The sequence below is a fragment of the Microbacterium sp. NPDC058021 genome, from assembly GCF_042885955.1.
Classification (GTDB): domain Bacteria; phylum Actinomycetota; class Actinomycetes; order Actinomycetales; family Microbacteriaceae; genus Microbacterium.
Genome location: NZ_JBHVRF010000001.1, coordinates 341244 through 358018 on the forward strand (window position 1 = coordinate 341244; position 16775 = coordinate 358018).

The window sequence follows — 16775 nt, forward strand, 5'->3', positions numbered from 1 at the left end:
TAGGAGTACCCCGTGGACACCCTTGTCTCTGCGCGCGTGCGCGCTCTGCTCGAGCGCATGACCCTCGATGAGAAGTTGGCGCAGCTCGTCGGCTACTGGGTCGATCAGGGCGACGAGGTGGTGGCGCCGATGGCCGGCGAGATGGCCACCACCACGCGGTACGACGAGGCGGCCCGCCATGGCCTCGGTCACCTCACCCGGGTCTACGGCACGCGACCGGTCGACCCGGTCGAGCGTGCGCAGTGGCTCTGGGGCGAGCAGCGCCGGCTGCAGCAGGAGACCAGGCTGGGGATCCCTGCCATCGTGCACGAGGAGAGCCTCACGGGCCTGGCTGCGTGGCAGGCCGCGACCTTCCCGACGCCGCTGGCGTGGGGCGCCGCCTTCGATCCCGACCTGGTGCAGCGCATGGGGCGCCTCATCGGCGAGTCGATGCGCGAGCTCGGCATCCACCAGACCCTCGCGCCCGTGCTCGACGTCATCCGCGACCCGCGGTGGGGACGGGTGGATGAGTGCATCGCCGAGGACCCGTACGTCGTCGGCACGATCGGCACCGCGTACATCCGCGGCATCCAGGACGCCGGCGTGCACGCCACGCTCAAGCACTTCGTCGGGTACTCGGCGTCGCAGGCCGGACGCAACCACGCCCCGGTGCACATGGGCGAGCGTGAGCTGCGCGACGTGTTCCTGCCGCCGTTCGAGATGGCCGTGCGCGAGGGCGGGGTGCGCTCGGTGATGAACTCGTACGCCGAGATCGACGGGATGCCGGTGGCGGCCGATCCGCGACTGCTCACCGATCTGCTGCGCGGCGAGTGGGGCTTCGACGGGGTCGTGGTGTCGGACTACTTCTCGGTCGCGTTCCTGCACACCATGCACGCCATCGCCGCCGACCGCGGCGAGGCGGCGGCGCTGGCGCTGGAAGCCGGCATCGATGTCGAGCTGCCCACGGGAGACGCCTACCTCGAGCCGTTGGCAGAGCGCGTTCGCGCCGGCCTGTTCGATGAGGCGCTGGTCGACCGGGCGGTGCTGCGCGTGCTCACGCAGAAGGAGGATCTGGGCCTGCTCGACGCGACCTTCGACACACCGCCCACGGCCGTCGACCTCGATTCTCCGGCGCACCGGCAGGTGGCGCTGACGCTCGCCGAGCAGTCGGTCGTGCTGCTGGCCAACGACGGCATCCTCCCGCTCGCCGAACCACGCCGCATCGCGGTGATCGGACCCAACGCCGACGACTCCCGGGCCCTGTTCGGGTGCTATTCCTTCGTCAACCACGTGCTCGCACACCACCCGGGCACGCCGGCGGGCTTCGCGGCCCCGACCGTGCGTGAGGCGCTGGGTGAGGAGTTCGCCGCGGCGGAGATCTGCTTCGCCGTCGGAAGCGACGTCGAGGGCGATGACCGCAGCCGCTTCGAGGATGCCGTGGCTTCGGCCGCCGGCGCCGACGTCGCCATCGTCGTGGTCGGCGACCGCGCCGGGCTCTTCGGCCGCGGCACGGTCGGCGAGGGCAACGACGTCGAGAGCCTCGACCTGCCGGGCGTCCAGCGGGAGCTGGTCGAGGCGGTGGTCGCGACCGGCACGCCCGTGGTGATGGTGCTGCTCACCGGCCGGCCCTACGCGATCGACTGGGCGCTGGACGGGTCCGTCTCCGCCGTGCTGCAGGCGTTCTTCCCCGGAGAGGAGGGGGCCCAGGCGCTCGCCGGCATCGTCTCCGGCCGGGTCGCGCCGTCCGGCCGGCTCCCGATCTCGCTGCCGCGTGCCGGCGGCGCGCAGCCCTACAGCTATCTGCACCCCATCCTCGGCGGCCCCAACGACATCACCAGCGCCGACAGCACGCCGCTGCGGCCGTTCGGCTTCGGCCTGACGTACACGACCTTCGCGCACGAAGAGCTGACGGTGCAGCCCGAGGTCGCCACCGACGGCGACATCGTCGCGAGCGTGCGCGTGCGCAACACGGGGGATCGTGCCGGGGTAGACGTCGTGCAGCTGTACGGTCGGGACGTCTACGCGAGCGTCACCCGCCCGGTGGCCCAGCTGCTCGCCTACCGGCGCGTCGCACTGCAGCCGGGCGAGGAGGCCGTGGTCACCTTCCGCGTGCCCGCCTCGCAGCTCGCGTTCACCGGGCGGCAGCTGCGCCGCATCGTCGAGCCCGGCGAGATCCGGCTGTGGGTCGGCGCGGACTGCGAGACACCGGAGGCTCCGGCGTCGCTGGAGCTGACCGGCGCGGTGCGCGAAGTGACCGTGCCGGAAGCGGGCCGCGTGAGCGTCGACGTGCAGCCCGTGACGACCGCAACCCGCGACGCGGCGGTCGCCGGACCGATGTGAGCGGCGGGCGCCGCGAGGACGAGGTGCGCGCGGGGTCGACCGCGCCACGGGAGAGGACTGCGATGACCACGCCCCTGCGGGTCGCGATGATCGGCACCGGATTCATGGGACGGATGCACGCGCACGCGTGGCGCACCGCCCACCGGTTCTTCGATCTGCCGCGCACCCCTGAGCTGACCCTGCTGGTCGGGCGCGATCCGCAGCGCACGGCGGCGGCCGCCACCGCCTTCGGCTTCGACGCGTCCGCGGACGACTGGCGTCGCGCGGTCGAGCGGTACGACATCGACATCGTCGACATCTGCACGCCGGGCGACACCCACGCCGAGATCGCGCTGGCGGCGCTGGCGGCGGGCAAGCACGTGCTGTGTGAGAAGCCGCTGGCCAACGATGTCGCCGAAGCTGACCTCATGGTCGCGGCCGCCGAACGCGCGCACGCCCGCGGTGTGGTCAGCATGTGCGGCTTCAGCTACCGGCGCACCCCCGCACTGTCGCTCGCGCGTCGGCTGGTCGAGCAGGGCCGCATCGGAGAGGTGCGCCATGTGCGGGCGCAGTACCTGCAGGACTGGCTGAGCGACCCCGACGCGCCCTTCACCTGGCGGCTGGACAAGACCCGCGCCGGCTCCGGGACGCTCGGCGACATCGGCGCGCACAGCATCGACACCGCGCAGTGGCTGACCGGCGACGACATCGTCGGCGTCTCGGCCATGATGCGCACTTTCGTCCCGACGCGCCCCGTGCTCGAGGAGCAGGTGGGTCTGGGCGGGCGTGCTCAGGCCGACGCCCCCCGGCGGTCGGTGACGGTCGACGATGCCGCGGCTTTCACGGCGCGGTTCGCCGGCGGCGCCATGGGCGTGTTCGAGGCGACGCGGCTGGCGACGGGCCACCGCAACTCCAACCGCATCGAGATCAACGGCGATCGCGGCTCGATCGCCTTCGACTTCCGCGCGATGAACGAGCTGGAGTTCTACGACGCCACCGACCCCGCCGGCGAGCAGGGGTTCCGCCGCATCCAGGCCAACGAGCCGGAGCACCCGTACGCGGACGCCTGGTGGCCCGCCGGTCACGGGCTCGGCTACGAGCACCTGTTCACCCACCAGGTGGTCGACCTGGTGCGCGCGATCGCGGGGGGTGAGGCGGTCTCGCCGACCTTCGCCGACGCGGCCCGCGTGCAGCGCGTGCTCGCCGCTGTTGAGCAGAGCGCCGCCCGCGACAGCATCCACGTCACCGTCGAAGGAGAAACCGCATGACCGCACGCGCCGCACTCGTCGTCCGGGGCGGGTGGGAGGGCCACCACCCCGTCGAAGCGACCGACCTGTTCATCCCGTTCCTCGAGGGCAGCGGCTTCGACGTGCGGGTCGAGGACTCCAACGAGATCTACGCCGACGAGGCGGTGATGGCGGCGACCGACCTGATCCTGCAGTCGGTGACGATGTCCGAGATCTCCCGTGAGGCCTTCGCCGGGCTCCGTACGGCCGTCGAGAACGGCACGGGTCTCGCCGGCTGGCACGGCGGCATCGCGGATTCGTACCGCAACACCTCCGACTACCTGCAGCTGGTCGGGGGGCAGTTCGCGACGCACCCCTCGAAGCACCCCGATCAGTGCTCCGGCGACCAGTCCGACAACTACCTGCCTTACACCGTCGAGCTCACCGACCTCGGGCGCGGGCACGAGATCATGGCGGGCCTGGAGGACTTCACCCTCCACACCGAGCAGTACTGGGTCCTGCACGACGACCTCGTCGACGTGCTCGCCACCACCACGCACCCCGTCCAGCCCTACCACCCGTGGCATCGGCCCCTCACCTCGCCGGCGGTGTGGACGCGGCTGTGGGGCAAGGGGCGCATCTTCGTCGCCACCCCCGGGCACAGCCTCGACGTCCTCCAGGACGACAACGTCCGCACCATCATCGAGAGGGGCCTGCTGTGGGCCAGCCGCACGGAATCGGCATAGTCGGGCTGGGAGTCATCTCCCGGCAGTACCTCGACACCTTCGCGGGTCTGGACAGCGTGCGCGTCGTCGCGGTCGCCGACCTCGACGCCGACCGGGCGGCCGCCGTCGCCGCCGAGATCCCCGGATGCCGGGCTCTCGCGGTCGCCGAGCTCGTCGCCGACCCGCAGGTGCAGACCGTGATCAACCTCACCATCCCCGCGGCGCACGCCGAGATCGCGCTCGCGGCCCTCGCGGCGGGCAAGGACGTCTACGGCGAGAAGCCCCTCGCGGCCACCTTCGACGACGCCCTCGGTGTCATGGCCGCCGCGGGCGCCTCGTGGGTGGGTGCCGCGCCCGACACCGTGCTCGGCACCGGCATCCAGACGGCGCGTGCCGCCATCGATGCCGGAGAGATCGGCAGGCCGGTCTCGGCCGTGGCCACCTGGGTCTCGGCGGGCCACGAGTCGTGGCATCCCCACCCCGACTTCTACTACCGCGAAGGCGGCGGGCCCCTCATGGACATGGGGCCGTACTACCTCACCTCGCTCGTGCACCTGCTCGGGCCCGTCGTGCGGGTCGGCGGCGCCTCGTCGCGCACCCGTGACACGCGGCGCATCGGGTCCGGTCCGCGCGAGGGCGAGGTGCTGCCCGTGGAGATCGACACCCACGTCACCGGCATCCTCGAGCACGCCGGCGGCGCGCTGTCGAGCGTGACGTTCAGCTTCGACGCCGTCGGCACCACCTCGGCGCCGATCGAGGTGCACGGCGAGGCGGGATCCCTCACCGTGCCCGACCCGAACACCTTCGCCGGCGAGGTCGCGCTTCGTCGTCGTGGCGAAGCGGGATGGACGACCCTCCCCGCCGCCGCCGGCTACGCCGACGCCGGTCGCGGCATCGCCGTGATCGACCGACTGCGCGACGGCGAGGGCCGCGCCGGCGGTGAGGTCGCCCTGCACGTGCTGGAGATCATGACGGCGCTGACGAGGTCTGCGCACTCCGGTGAGCGCATCGCGCTGACCACGGCCGCTCGCCGCCCGTCGATCGTGCCGCTGACCCTGCGGGAGCAGTGGTGCCGGTGAGCCGGCGTGCGCCTCAGCGCACCCCCTGCATCAGTCGCAGCACGGGCTTGACGAACACCAGCAGCATGACGCCGACACCGATGGCGATGAGGCCGAGGATCGAGAAGTACGGCACCTCGTCCTCGGGGTCGTAGTACTGCGCCAGCAGCCCGGAGATCGCCGTGCCCAGCGCGACGGACAGGAAGAACAGCGCGACCATCTGCGTGTGGAAGTGCGCGGGTGCGAGCTTCGTCGTCACCGAGAGCCCCACCGGCGACAGCAGCAGCTCGGCGATGGTGAACACCAGCAGGATGCCGATCATTGCGATGAGCGGCGTCGAACCGTCCCCACCGTTGGCGAACGGCAGGAACAGCAGGAACGCCGCGCCCATGATCATGACGCCCAGGCCGAACTTGACCGGAGTCGACGGCTGGCGGTCGCCGAGCTTCGTCCACAGCCACGCGAAGACGCCCGAGAGGATGATGATGAAGATCGGGTTGATCGACTGCACCCACGGCACCGGCATCTCGAACCCGAAGATGTCGCGATCGAGCTTCGTGTCGGCGTAGATGGTCACCACGGTGAACTGCTGCTGGTACAGCGACCAGAACGCCACGGACGTGATGAACAGCGGCACGAACGCCCACACCCGGCTGCGCTCGGTGCCCGAGATCTGGCGGCTGGAGAGGATGACGACGAAATAGGCGACGGTCGCCGCGATCGTGACGTAGATGACGATGCTCGACAGGTTGTCGGCGCGGATCACCCCGGTGAGCACCAGCACCACGATCAGCGCGATCGCCGCCAGCGCGATGCCCAGGAAGAGCGCGTAGCGGCTGCGGGGGAGGGGGTTCGGGACATTCCGCGACTCCGCCGGTAGCGATTTGCGGCCGAACGAGTACTGCAGGAGCCCCAGCGCCATGCCGACGGCGGCGAGCCCGAAACCCCAGTGGAAACCGAGGGTGGACTGCAGCAGCCCGGTCAGCAGCGGTCCGAGCAGCGCGCCGAGGTTGATGCCGAGATAGAACAGCGAGAAGCCGGCATCCCGTCGCGGGTCGTTCCGCCGGTAGAGCGTGCCCACGACGCTGGTCGCGTTGGCCTTGAGGCCGCCCGAACCCAGCGCGACGAGGATGAGGCCCACGGTGACGCCGGCGAACCCGGGCAGCAGCGCCAGGGCGATGTGCCCGGCGACGATGACGATGGCGCTGTAGAACAGCACCCGTTCCGAACCGAGCACGCGGTCGGCGATCCACGCGCCGAGGATCGTGGAGAGATAGACGCTGCCGCCGTAGGCGCCCACAATGCCGGCGGCGACGGTCTGGTCCATCCCCAGGCCGCCGTCGGCGACGGAGTAGTACAGGTACAGCAGCAGGATGCCCTGCATGCCGTAGAAGCTGAAGCGCTCCCACATCTCCACGCCGAACACGTGGGCCAAGGCCCACGGCTGACCGAAGAACCTCGCGTCGTTGTCACCCTGCGGGCCGGACGCTGCCGTTTCGGCCGGCGCCGGCGGCGGTCCGGCGGGAACCTGGGCCGGTTCGTTGGTGCTCATCCGCCCAGGGTAACCCTCACGCGGGCAGAGAGGGATGGGGTTCGCGTGCCGGGCGTTGCGGGATGAAGGCGGCCAGGACCAGCGCCACGATGGCCGCGGCGCCGCCGAGGATGAACGCCAATTCGAAGGCGGATGCCGTGGGGACCTGCACTCCGTCCTGGGTCGTGGACATGCTGGCGAGCACCGCGCCGATGACGGCGGCGGCCGTGCTCGTGCCCAGCGACCGGAACAGCGCGTTGAGCCCGTTCGAGGCGCCCGTCTCGCTCTGCGGCACGCTGCGCATGATCAGCATGGGCATGGCGGCGTAGCCGAAGCCGATGCCCACCCCCACCAGCAGGTTCGCCACCAGCAGGTGCCACACCTCGGAGGAGAAGAGCAGGGTGAACCCGTAGGCGACGATGAGGGCGATGGCGCCGAGCACGAGCAGCAGCCGTGGCCCCACCGTGCGGGCCAGACGCCCGGAGTAGGGCGAGAGCACCATCATCACCAGGCCCGCGGGGGCGATCACGAGGCTCGCGGCCAGCAGCGACAGCCCGAACCCGGCGGGGGCGGGAAGCTCCAGCAGCTGCGGGTAGGCGACGTTCGAGGCGAACAGCGAGAACCCCATCGCGAGGGAGGCGATGTTCGTCAGCAGCACGGGGCGGCGTGCGGCGACCCGCAGGTCCAGGAGCGGCTCCGCGATGCGCAGCTCGAACCAGCCCCACGCGATCAGGACGGCGAGTCCGCCCAGGCCGCAGATGAGCACGGCGGGCGAGGTCCAGCTCCATTCGTTGCCGCGGGAGACCGCCAGCAGCACGCCGGTCAGGCCGATCGCGAGACCCGCCGCGCCGACGTAGTCGAACCGGCCGGCGGTGCGCAGGACGCTCACCGGGATGATCCACAGCACGAGGCCGAACACCACGACGCCCATGCCGGCGGCCATCCAGAACAGGGCGTGCCAGTCGCTGTACTGCGTGACGAGAGCGCTCAGCGGCATGCCGAGAGCCCCGCCCACGCCCATCGTCGCGCTGATGAGGGCGATCGCGGCATCCACCCGGTCTTCGTGCAGCACGTCGCGCAGGATCGAGATCGCCAGCGGCACGACCCCGGTGACGGCGCCCTGCAGCGCGCGACCGATGATCACGCCGACGATGCCGCTGGACAGCGCGGCGATGACGGAGCCGAGGACGAGCAGCGCCAGCAGCACCAGCACGATGCGGCGCTTGCCGTACATGTCGCCCAGGCGCCCCGCGATCGGGGTGATCACGGCGGCGGCCAGCAGCGTCGCGGTCACGACCCACGCGGTGTCGTCGCGGCTGGCGTTGAGGAGCTCGGGGAGCTTCGCCTGGATCGGGACCACCAGGGTGAACATGAACGACGACGCGAGACCCGCGATGGCCAGCACCGCGACGATCGCGCCCTGCGGTGGCATCCGGGTGAGCCGTCTGCGTGCGTCCTCGTCCCGTCCGGCCATCGGGCCAGGTTACCGCCGCCCGGCGGGGGGGGTCGGCGCGAGTCGTAGGGTGAGGGCATGGCCGACCTCGACGACCTCACCGCTCCTCCCGGCATCGAGATCCGCCCGCTCGAGACCCTCGATGAGGTGTTCGCGGCGACGGACGTGCTGGCCGAGGTCTGGGGAGGTGACGACGGCGGCATGCCGCCGAACCTGCTGCGCGCCCTCGCGCACTCCGGCAATTACGCCGTGGGTCTGTACGACGGCGACCGCATGGTCGGGGCGTCGGTGGCGTTCTTCGCCGCGCCCGCGGAGCGGTCGATGCACTCGCACGTCACCGGTGTGCTCGCGGAGTACCGCGGCACCGGGCTCGGGCGGCTGCTGAAGCAGCACCAGCGGGCGTGGGCCTTCACCCGCGACGTCGGCCACATCACGTGGACGTTCGATCCGCTCATCGCCCGCAACGCCCACTTCAACCTCATCGTGCTGGGCGCGCGCGTGACCGAGTACCTGCCCAACCAGTACGGGCCGATGGACGATGTCATCAACCGCGGTGACGAGAGCGACCGGCTCATGGTGTCGTGGGCGCTCGCCGCCCCCGCCTCGCCGCCCGCCGCCGATGCGGTCGTGGCGACGGTCGCGGTGCCCCGGGACATCGAGTCGCTGCGGTCGACGTCGCCCGCCGAGGCCGCGGCCTGGCGCAGGCGCGTGCGTGCCGAGTTCACCGAGCAGCTGGCATCCGGACTCGTCGTCGGCGGTTTCGACGACGCCCGCGGGTACCTGTTCGTGCGGGCCTGACGTCGGGTTCTTCGGAGATCGCCACGATGTCGGACCCGGGGGCCGGTTCCGGTCCGCAGAACCGGCGATCTCCGAAATCGTGGCGATCAGATGCCGCGCCACGGCGCTGCGACGCCGGTAGCGTGACGGTGTGATCCCCGACGACTGGACCGCGCATCGCCGCGACGACGGCGAGCTGATCGGCTGGATCCGCCCCGAAGGCGACGACTGGCTGGCCGTCGACCTGCTCGGGCGCGACGTCTCCGGCCCCCTCGACTGGCTCGATGCCGAAGCGGCGCTCGAGGGCCACGGCATCGCGTGGCTGGCCGACGTGTGGATGCTGGAGGGCGAGGCGCCCGGGGCGATCCGGGTGCGCATGGTCGAGGTGACCCCCGAGCGGGTGGTCGTGAAGGTCGACGATTACGGCGACGTCAGCCGCCACTCGCGGCAGGTCGCGCTGCCCTGGCCGGCCCCCGCGCGGCTGCGTCCGCCGCGGCCCGGCGACCCTGACGGGTTCACCTTCTCCGGCTGAGTCGGCGCCACTAGCCTGAGCGCATGCCCATCACCACGCCCGCGGCATCAGTCGCCCTCGAAGGCCTCGAACTGCGCGTGCTGCGGATGCCGCTCGTCGCCCCCTTCGCGACCTCGTTCGGCACCGAGTACGAGCGCGAGGTGATCGTCGTGCGGGCGCTGACCGCCGACGGTGACGGGTGGGGCGAGATCGTCACCCAGCAGGCGCCGCTGTACTCCAGCGAGTACACGCAGGGCGCGTGGGATGTGGCGCTGCGATGGCTGGGTCCTGCGCTGCTGGACCGCGGCACGCTGGCGCCCGAGGAGGTCGCCGGCATCCTCGAGCCGTTCAAGGGGCATCGCATGGCCAAGGCGGGGCTGGAGCTGGCGGTGCTCGATGCGAGCCTGCGGGCACAGGGCCGGCCGCTGGGGGAGTACCTCGGCGCGACGGTCGACCGGGTGCCGAGCGGGGTCTCGGTGGGGATCCAGCGCGACGCCGCCGCGCTCGTGGACGCGGTCGGCGAGTACCTCGACGCCGGCTACGTGCGCATCAAGATCAAGATCAAGCCCGGCCGCGACGTCCGCGACACCGCGGCGGTGCGCGACGCGTTCGGGACCATTCCACTGCAGGTCGATGCGAACTCGGCGTACACACTCGCCGACGTCGACACCCTGATCGAGCTCGACCGGTTCGACCTACTGCTCATCGAGCAGCCGCTGCAGGAGGACGACCTCGTCGACCACGCCGTGCTCGCCGGGCGCTTGCGCACCCCGCTGTGCCTGGACGAGTCGATCGTGTCGCTCAAGGCCGCGCAGGACGCACGCGGGCTGGGCGCGGCGTCCATCATCAACATCAAGGCGGGCCGGGTCGGCGGCTACCTCGAGGCGGTGGCCATCCACGACCTGTGCCGCGCGGCGGACATCCCGGTGTGGTGCGGCGGCATGCTCGAGACCGGCATCGGCCGCGCCGCGAACGCCGCGCTGGCCGCCCTCCCCGGGTTCACGCTGCCGGGCGACGTGTCGGCGTCGGACCGCTTCTATCCGCGCGACATCGTGACCGAGCCGGTCGTGCTCGAGGACGGCCATGTGCGCGTGCCCACCGGCGCGGGTATCGGGATCGAGATCGATCCGGTGGCGCTGGAGGACTTCACCGTCGCCCGCGAGACGCTGCGGCGGTAGGTGGGGCCGTGGCCGTGCGCACAACGTCGCTGATCCGGCAGCACGGCGGGCCGAACCGGGCCGGATGGGCGGATGCCACGGCGAAATGGCGACGTTGTGCGCGGGCCGGGTGCGCGACCCTCGCGCTGGCGGGCCTCGCCGCGCTCGCCGCGTGCACCCCGACGCCCGCTCCGGCTCCCGACGCGACCGCCGCGGACCTCCCCGCCGGCGTGGTGGTGACGCTGCAGCAGCTGCGGTCGGATGCCGCCGACCGCACGGCCCAGGTGCGCGTCGCCAACGACACCGACGGTGATCTCGAGATCGCCCGCGTCGAACTGCGCGACGATTGGTTCGACGGCCCCGCGGTGCGCGAGCGCGACAGCACGATCACCGCGGGTCGCACGGTGGACCTGCGCATCGACCTGCCGCCGTCGGCGTGCGACGGCGAGCCGGATGCCGCCGCGCGCGAGAGCCTGGTGGTGCTCACGCTGGCCGGCGGCACCGCCTACCGCGTCGCCGCGGACGACCCGCTGGGATTCACCGATCGTCTGCACGAGAAGGAGTGCCTCGCCCACGACGTCGCCGCCGTCGCCGGCCTGTCGTGGGAGGAGTTCGTCCCCTCCGCCGCCGGCGCGCCCGCCGCTTGGCGGCTGCGCATCGCGCCCGCGGGCGGCGATGGCGCGCTCCGCGTCGTCGAGGTGCACCCCACCAACCTGCTGCAGTTCGCCGCCGGGGCGCCGGCGCCCTTCGCGGTGGGGCTCGCCGTCGACGGCACCGCCCCCGCGGCATCCGTCGACGTGCCGCTGTGGCCCCTGCGCTGCGACCCGCACGCCGTGCTCGAGGACAAGCGCGGCACGGTGTTCACGCTCGGCGTCGAGATCGACGGCACGGCCGGGCTCATCGAGCTGCCCGCCACCGCCGAGCAGCGGGGACAGATCCTCGCGTGGGTCGCACGGTGGTGCGGATACGGGTGAGCCGGCAGGCCGATTCTCGCGCGAAAGGCCCCCGTGCCGCCGTAGGCTGGTCACGTGACCATGCCCCCGCCCCCGCCCTACGGTGCGCCGTACGGTCCCATGCCCATGAGCCCCGCCGACGAGAAGATGTGGGCGACGCTCGTGCACATCGGCGGCCTCTTCTTCTCCTTCGTGCCGGCGCTCATCGCCTACCTCGTCATGCGCGACCGCGGCCCGTTCGTGCGGGCGCACACGGCGCAGGCGCTCAACTTCCAGCTGACGGTGCTCATCGGCGTGCTCGTCGGCAGCATCCTGCTGTTCGTGCTCATCGGCTTCTTCGTGCTGATCGCCGTCGGCATCCTCGATCTCGTGCTGTCGATCGTCGCGGCCGTCAAGGCGAGCCAGGGGCAGTGGTACCGCTATCCCCTGACGATCCCCTTCGTCAGCTGACCGAGCGGGCTCGGGGCAGGCTCCGAGCACACGACGACTAGAATCGACGGATGCCGCCTCCTCGCGGCATCCGCGATTTCCGCGCCCGCACCACGACCATTTGGAGCCACCTGTGGCCGAGCAGTCCCGCCTCGACAAAGTGATCGCCCTGGCCCGCCACCGCGGGTTCGTCTTCCAGGCCGGTGAGATCTACGGCGGATCCCGATCGGCCTGGGACTACGGGCCGCTGGGGACCGAGCTGAAGGAGAACATCCGTCGGCAGTGGTGGCAGACGTTCGTGCGCGGCCGTGGCGACATGGTGGGCCTGGATTCCTCGATCATCTTGCCCAAGCGCGTGTGGGAGGCCTCCGGCCACGTGGCGACGTTCACCGACCCGCTCGTGGAGTGCCTGCAGTGCCACAAGCGGTTCCGCGCCGACAACCTCATCGAGGACTTCGAGGCCCGCAAGGGTCGCCCCGCCGAGAACGGGCTGGCCGACGTGCCCTGCCCCAACTGCGGCACGAAGGGCCGGTACACCGAGCCGAAGGCCTTCTCGGGTCTGGTGAAGACCTACCTCGGTGTCGTGGACGACGAGGCCGGGCTGCATTTCCTCCGCCCCGAGACCGCGCAGGGCATCTTCGTGAACTTCGCGAACGTGCTGACCGCCTCGCGCAAGAAGCCGCCGTTCGGCATCGGCCAGGTCGGCAAGGCGTTCCGCAACGAGATCACGCCGGGCAACTTCATCTTCCGCACGCGCGAGTTCGAGCAGATGGAGATCGAGTTCTTCACGCCGCCGGCCGAAGCGGGCGAGTGGTTCGACCACTGGGTCGAGGCGTGCTGGAACTGGTTCGTCGACCTCGGCGTGAACCCCGACAACATGCGCCGGTTCGACGTGCCCGAAGAGGACCGCGCGCACTACTCCGCCGGCACGATCGACGTCGAGTACCGGTTTGGGTTCGCGGGCAAGGAGTGGGGCGAGCTCATGGGCGTCGCCAACCGCACCGACTACGACCTGGGCAGCCACTCCGACGCATCGGGCCAGTCGCTGACCTACTTCGACCAGGCGACCGGCGAGAAGTACATCCCGTACGTCATCGAGCCGTCGTTCGGCCTCACCCGCGCCATGATGGCGTTCCTCGTCGACGCGTACGACGAGGAGGAGGTGCCCAACGCCAAGGGCGGGGTGGACACCCGTACGGTGCTGCGCCTGGACCCGCGCCTCGCGCCGGTGAAGGTGGCCGTGCTGCCGCTGTCGCGCAACGAGCGGCTGTCGCCGCTGGCGCGCGAAGTGGCCGACACGCTGCGCAGCAACGGCTGGAACATCGACTTCGACGACGCCGGGGCCATCGGGCGCCGCTACCGCCGTCAGGACGAGGTCGGCACGCCCTTGTGCGTCACCGTCGACTTCGACTCGCTGGACGACAACGCCGTGACGGTGCGCGACCGCGACACCATGGCGCAGGAGCGCGTGCCGCTGGACGGCCTCACCGCGTACCTGGCCGAGCGCCTGCGCGGCGCGTAGCCCGCGGCATCCCTCCCCCGCGGGGGCGGGGCGCTCGCGTGCCCGGGCTGCTCGTGTGCCCGGGTGCCACGTTCGTCCCCGGGTGCCACGTTCAGCAGTCAGAAACCACTTTTCGGATGGGAAACCACGCACTGCGTGATGTCCCATCCGAATCGTGGTTTATCGGGTGAATCGGGCTGGTGAAGCGGGCGGGTGGATGCCGCCGGGCGGGTGCCCCCGGGTGGGTGCGGGCGGGTGGACGCCGGCGGCGGGGTGCCGCGCGGCATCCGTCCGACCGGCGAAGGGTTCTTCGGAGAACGCCGGTTCCTCGGAGCACAAGGCGGGGGGAAGCTCCGAGGTCGCGGCGTTCTCCGAAGAAGTGGCGTCCGCAGGGTGCGGGGTCGGGGGTCAGTCGCCCTTCGCGGCGCGCGAGCCGTTGCCGCTGCCGGCGGCGACGGGGGCCGCGGCATCCGCAGCCCGTGCCCCGGCGAAGCTCGACAGCAGCGTGCCGAGGTCGAGGCCGGTGAGGGACTTCACGACCTCGGTGCCCTCGCCGAGCACGGTGCCGACGGTCTTGGTGATCGCCGAGGCGCCGTCGGTGGAGATGACGGTGAGCTGGTCGATGTTGCTGATCGGCTCCGCCGCGGCGCGCACGATCTCGGGCAGGCGGGAGATGATCTCCTGCGCCAGGGCCGCCTCGCCGTACTTCTTGAGCGCTTCGGCCTTCGCATCGGTCGCGGCGGCCTCGGCGACACCCTCGGCCTGGGTCGCGGCGGCGCGGGCCTCGCCCTCGGCGCGGATACCGGCGGCCAGGGCGACCTGCTTGTCGCGCTCGGCCTCACCGGCGAAGCGGACGGACGTGGCGGATGCCTCGGCATCCTGCACCGCGGCGACCTTGTTCGCCTCGGCGATCTTGGTGCGCTTGTAGGCGTCGGCCTCGGTGGCGGCGTTGGCCGCGTCACGCAGGGCCGTGGCCCGCTGCACCTCGGCGTACGCCTCGGCCTCGGCGGGCTTGCGGATCTCGATGTCCAGGCGCTCCTGCGTCACGAGTGCCTGCTCGATGAGCGCCTCGCGCTCCTGCTGGGCGACGAGGCGATCCTGCTCGGCCTTGGTGAACGTACCGGCGGCCTCCGCCTCGGCGTTCGCGCGGTCGGTCTCGGCCTTGATCGACGCCTGCCGCAGGCTCAGCGCCTTCTGCCGCTCGGCGATCTGCTCGGCGGCCTCGATGCGGGCGAATTCGCTCGCACGGGCGGCCTCGGCCTCGCTGACCTCGGCCACCTGGCGGGCTCGGGCGGCCTCGGCGCGACCGAGGTTCGCGAGGTAGTCGCTGCCGGGCGTGGAGATGTCGCTGATGTTGAGCAGGTCCACCTGCAGGCCCTGCTCGACGAGGTCGGCCTTGGTCTCCGCCACGACCCGGTCGGACAGACCCTTGCGGTCGGAGATGATCTGCTCGATCGTCATGTCGCCGATGATCGATCGCAGCGACCCCTCGAGGGATTCGCGGATGATGTCGGTGAGGGTCTCCTGCTGCGAGAGGAAGCGCTGGCCGGCGCGGCGCACGCCCTCTTCGGTGCCGGAAACCTTGAAGTTGATCGACGCCTTGATCGCGATCTTGATGCGGTTCTTGTCGACGCCCTCGACGGTGATGCCGATCTGGCGCTGCTCGAGCGAGATCGGGAACCCCTGCTGCAGGATCGGCCACACGAACGTGCGCCCGCCGATGACGACCCGCTGACCGGTGGCCTCACCCGGGACGGGCTTGCCGGCTCCGCGGCCGACGATGATGAGCGCCTCGTTCGGGGGCACGCGGCGGATGCGGCGCGCGATGAACGTCAGCAGCCCGAGAACGGCGACGATCAGGGCGAGGACGGCGGCGATCTGGATGATCTCGACCGGCATGGGGTTCCTTCCGTGGATCGCGGCGACGCCGCGGGCTATTCGGCGACGACCTTGACGCGCGTGCCGCTGTGCTCGACGACGCGGATGCGCACGCCTTCGGGGATGGGCACCTCGGCATACGCCAGGCGGCGTTCGATCTCGTGCGGGCCGTCGAGGGAGACCTCGCCGCCGGCGGGAGTGATGGGGGAGCGGCTGACGCCGACGAGGCCCACCGCGTTGACGGGGGCGCCGTCGGAGCTGGCGGCGAGCCTGCGGATGAACAGCAGGGCGACGACGTACGCCACGAGGGCCAGGGCTGCGGCGATGACGTACACCCACACGTCGTCCAGCGCCGATGACGTGGTGAACACCCCGCTCGCGCCGAAGACGACGGCGGCGATGCCCAGTGCCGTGCCCGACAGGGCGCCCTCACCGATCTCGAAGTGATCGAACACGTCGCCCACGACGAGGGAGATCACGAGCACGAGAAGACCGATGCTGCCGATGATGATGAACGGCATGAGCATGGCTGGCCTCCGCGGGCTTCGGTGGTCGGGTGTCTCCTACCCTATGAGAAACCTGAGAGCCCGCGACGTTTTTCTCAGGACTTCGTGGCTGCGGCCTCGCGTGCGGCGGCTTTGGCGGCCTTCTTGAACTCGCGCACCTTCTGCAGCGAGTCGGGCGAGACGATGTCCGCGACGCTGCGGTGCGACCCCTCTTCGCCGTAGGGGGCGGATGCCTCGCGCCACCCGTCGCCGGTGTAGCCGTACTGCTTGCCCAGCAGCGCCAGGAAGATCTTCGCCTTCTGCTCGCCGAAGCCGGGCAGCGTCTTGAGGCGCGTGAGCACCGTCGCGCCGTCGGGATCGCCCTGGGTCCAGATCATCGCGGCATCCCCGTCCCAGTCGTCGACGACGGCGGTGCACAGCGCCTGCACGCGCCCCGCCATGGAGCCGGGGAAGCGGTGCACGGCGGGGGTCTGGGCGAACAACTCCGCGAACCGCTCGGGATCGGTGCCGGCGATCGTCGCGGCATCCAGGCTCCCGAGGCGCTCGCTGATCTTCAGCGGGCCGGCGAACGCCGTCTCCATCGGCACCTGCTGGTCCAGCAGCATGCCGATGAGCAGCGCCAGCGGGTCACGGGTGAGCAGCTCGTCGGCCGCGGCGTCGTCGGTGATGTGCAGGCTCATGCCTCCATCGTCTCACCGTGCGACGGATGCCGCCGGGCGTCGCGAGTGCTCACTCGGCGTCGCGAGTGCTCACTCGGCGTCGTGAATACGCG

The 16775-nt window shown here is 71.4% G+C and carries 15 protein-coding genes; 10 read left to right on the plus strand and 5 right to left on the minus strand.

What is annotated here, in order from left to right; all coding sequences use genetic code 11:
- Positions 1-57 precede the first annotated feature (57 nt).
- From ACFVR6_RS01660 to ACFVR6_RS01675, 4 genes are all read left to right on the plus strand, one after another.
- Entirely contained in the window at positions 58-2319 is a 2262-nt protein-coding gene (locus tag ACFVR6_RS01660; protein WP_386958819.1) for a beta-xylosidase/alpha-l-arabinosidase, read from the plus strand.
- 62 nt (positions 2320-2381) lie between these two features.
- Complete coding sequence (locus tag ACFVR6_RS01665) at positions 2382-3566, plus strand: Gfo/Idh/MocA family protein (RefSeq protein ID WP_386958196.1); 1185 nt, start codon at positions 2382-2384, stop codon at positions 3564-3566.
- Positions 3563-4270 (plus strand): ThuA domain-containing protein, encoded by a 708-nt coding sequence (locus ACFVR6_RS01670; protein WP_386958198.1) that lies wholly within the window; start codon positions 3563-3565, stop codon positions 4268-4270. The genes ACFVR6_RS01665 and ACFVR6_RS01670 overlap by 4 nt, the downstream gene beginning before the upstream one ends.
- A complete protein-coding gene (locus ACFVR6_RS01675; RefSeq protein WP_386958200.1) occupies positions 4243-5328 on the plus strand; it encodes a Gfo/Idh/MocA family protein in 1086 nt (361 codons plus the stop codon). Before ACFVR6_RS01670 ends, ACFVR6_RS01675 begins: the two co-directional genes overlap by 28 nt.
- 13 nt (positions 5329-5341) lie before the next feature.
- Here ACFVR6_RS01675 and ACFVR6_RS01680 read toward each other — a convergent pair whose 3' ends face one another.
- Positions 5342-6859, minus strand: a complete 1518-nt coding sequence (locus tag ACFVR6_RS01680; protein ID WP_386958202.1) for a peptide MFS transporter — start codon at positions 6857-6859, stop codon at positions 5342-5344.
- A gap of 16 nt (positions 6860-6875) precedes the next feature.
- A complete protein-coding gene (locus ACFVR6_RS01685) occupies positions 6876-8270 on the minus strand; it encodes an MFS transporter (protein ID WP_386958821.1) in 1395 nt (464 codons plus the stop codon).
- 99 nt (positions 8271-8369) lie between these two features.
- On the opposite strand from ACFVR6_RS01685, the gene ACFVR6_RS01690 reads away from it, so the two are divergent.
- The 6 genes from ACFVR6_RS01690 (at position 8370) to ACFVR6_RS01715 (ending at position 13640) form a co-directional block, all read left to right on the plus strand.
- A complete protein-coding gene (locus tag ACFVR6_RS01690) occupies positions 8370-9089 on the plus strand; it encodes a GNAT family N-acetyltransferase (RefSeq protein ID WP_386958204.1) in 720 nt (239 codons plus the stop codon).
- A gap of 130 nt (positions 9090-9219) precedes the next feature.
- Positions 9220-9600: a hypothetical protein gene (locus ACFVR6_RS01695; RefSeq protein ID WP_386958206.1), complete on the plus strand. Its 381-nt coding sequence runs from the start codon at positions 9220-9222 to the stop codon at positions 9598-9600.
- 23 nt (positions 9601-9623) lie between these two features.
- A complete protein-coding gene (gene menC / locus ACFVR6_RS01700) occupies positions 9624-10757 on the plus strand; it encodes an o-succinylbenzoate synthase (protein ID WP_386958208.1) in 1134 nt (377 codons plus the stop codon).
- A gap of 8 nt (positions 10758-10765) precedes the next feature.
- Entirely contained in the window at positions 10766-11710 is a 945-nt protein-coding gene (locus ACFVR6_RS01705; RefSeq protein WP_386958209.1) for a hypothetical protein, read from the plus strand.
- A 60-nt stretch (positions 11711-11770) separates the two neighbouring features.
- Positions 11771-12139 carry a DUF4870 domain-containing protein gene (locus ACFVR6_RS01710; RefSeq protein ID WP_386958823.1) on the plus strand — a complete coding sequence of 123 codons (369 nt, stop codon included), beginning with the start codon at positions 11771-11773 and terminating at the stop codon, positions 12137-12139.
- A 112-nt stretch (positions 12140-12251) separates the two neighbouring features.
- A complete protein-coding gene (locus tag ACFVR6_RS01715; RefSeq protein ID WP_386958211.1) occupies positions 12252-13640 on the plus strand; it encodes a glycine--tRNA ligase in 1389 nt (462 codons plus the stop codon).
- Positions 13641-14027: 387 nt separating this feature from the next.
- Here the strand turns inward: ACFVR6_RS01715 and ACFVR6_RS01720 are convergent, their stop codons facing one another.
- From ACFVR6_RS01720 to ACFVR6_RS01730, 3 genes are all read right to left on the minus strand, one after another.
- A complete protein-coding gene (locus ACFVR6_RS01720; RefSeq protein ID WP_386958213.1) occupies positions 14028-15518 on the minus strand; it encodes a flotillin family protein in 1491 nt (496 codons plus the stop codon).
- A 35-nt stretch (positions 15519-15553) separates the two neighbouring features.
- Positions 15554-16024 (minus strand): NfeD family protein, encoded by a 471-nt coding sequence (locus ACFVR6_RS01725; RefSeq protein ID WP_386958215.1) that lies wholly within the window; start codon positions 16022-16024, stop codon positions 15554-15556.
- A gap of 74 nt (positions 16025-16098) precedes the next feature.
- Positions 16099-16683 (minus strand): HhH-GPD-type base excision DNA repair protein, encoded by a 585-nt coding sequence (locus ACFVR6_RS01730; protein WP_386958217.1) that lies wholly within the window; start codon positions 16681-16683, stop codon positions 16099-16101.
- Between the last annotated feature and the right edge of the window lie 92 nt (positions 16684-16775).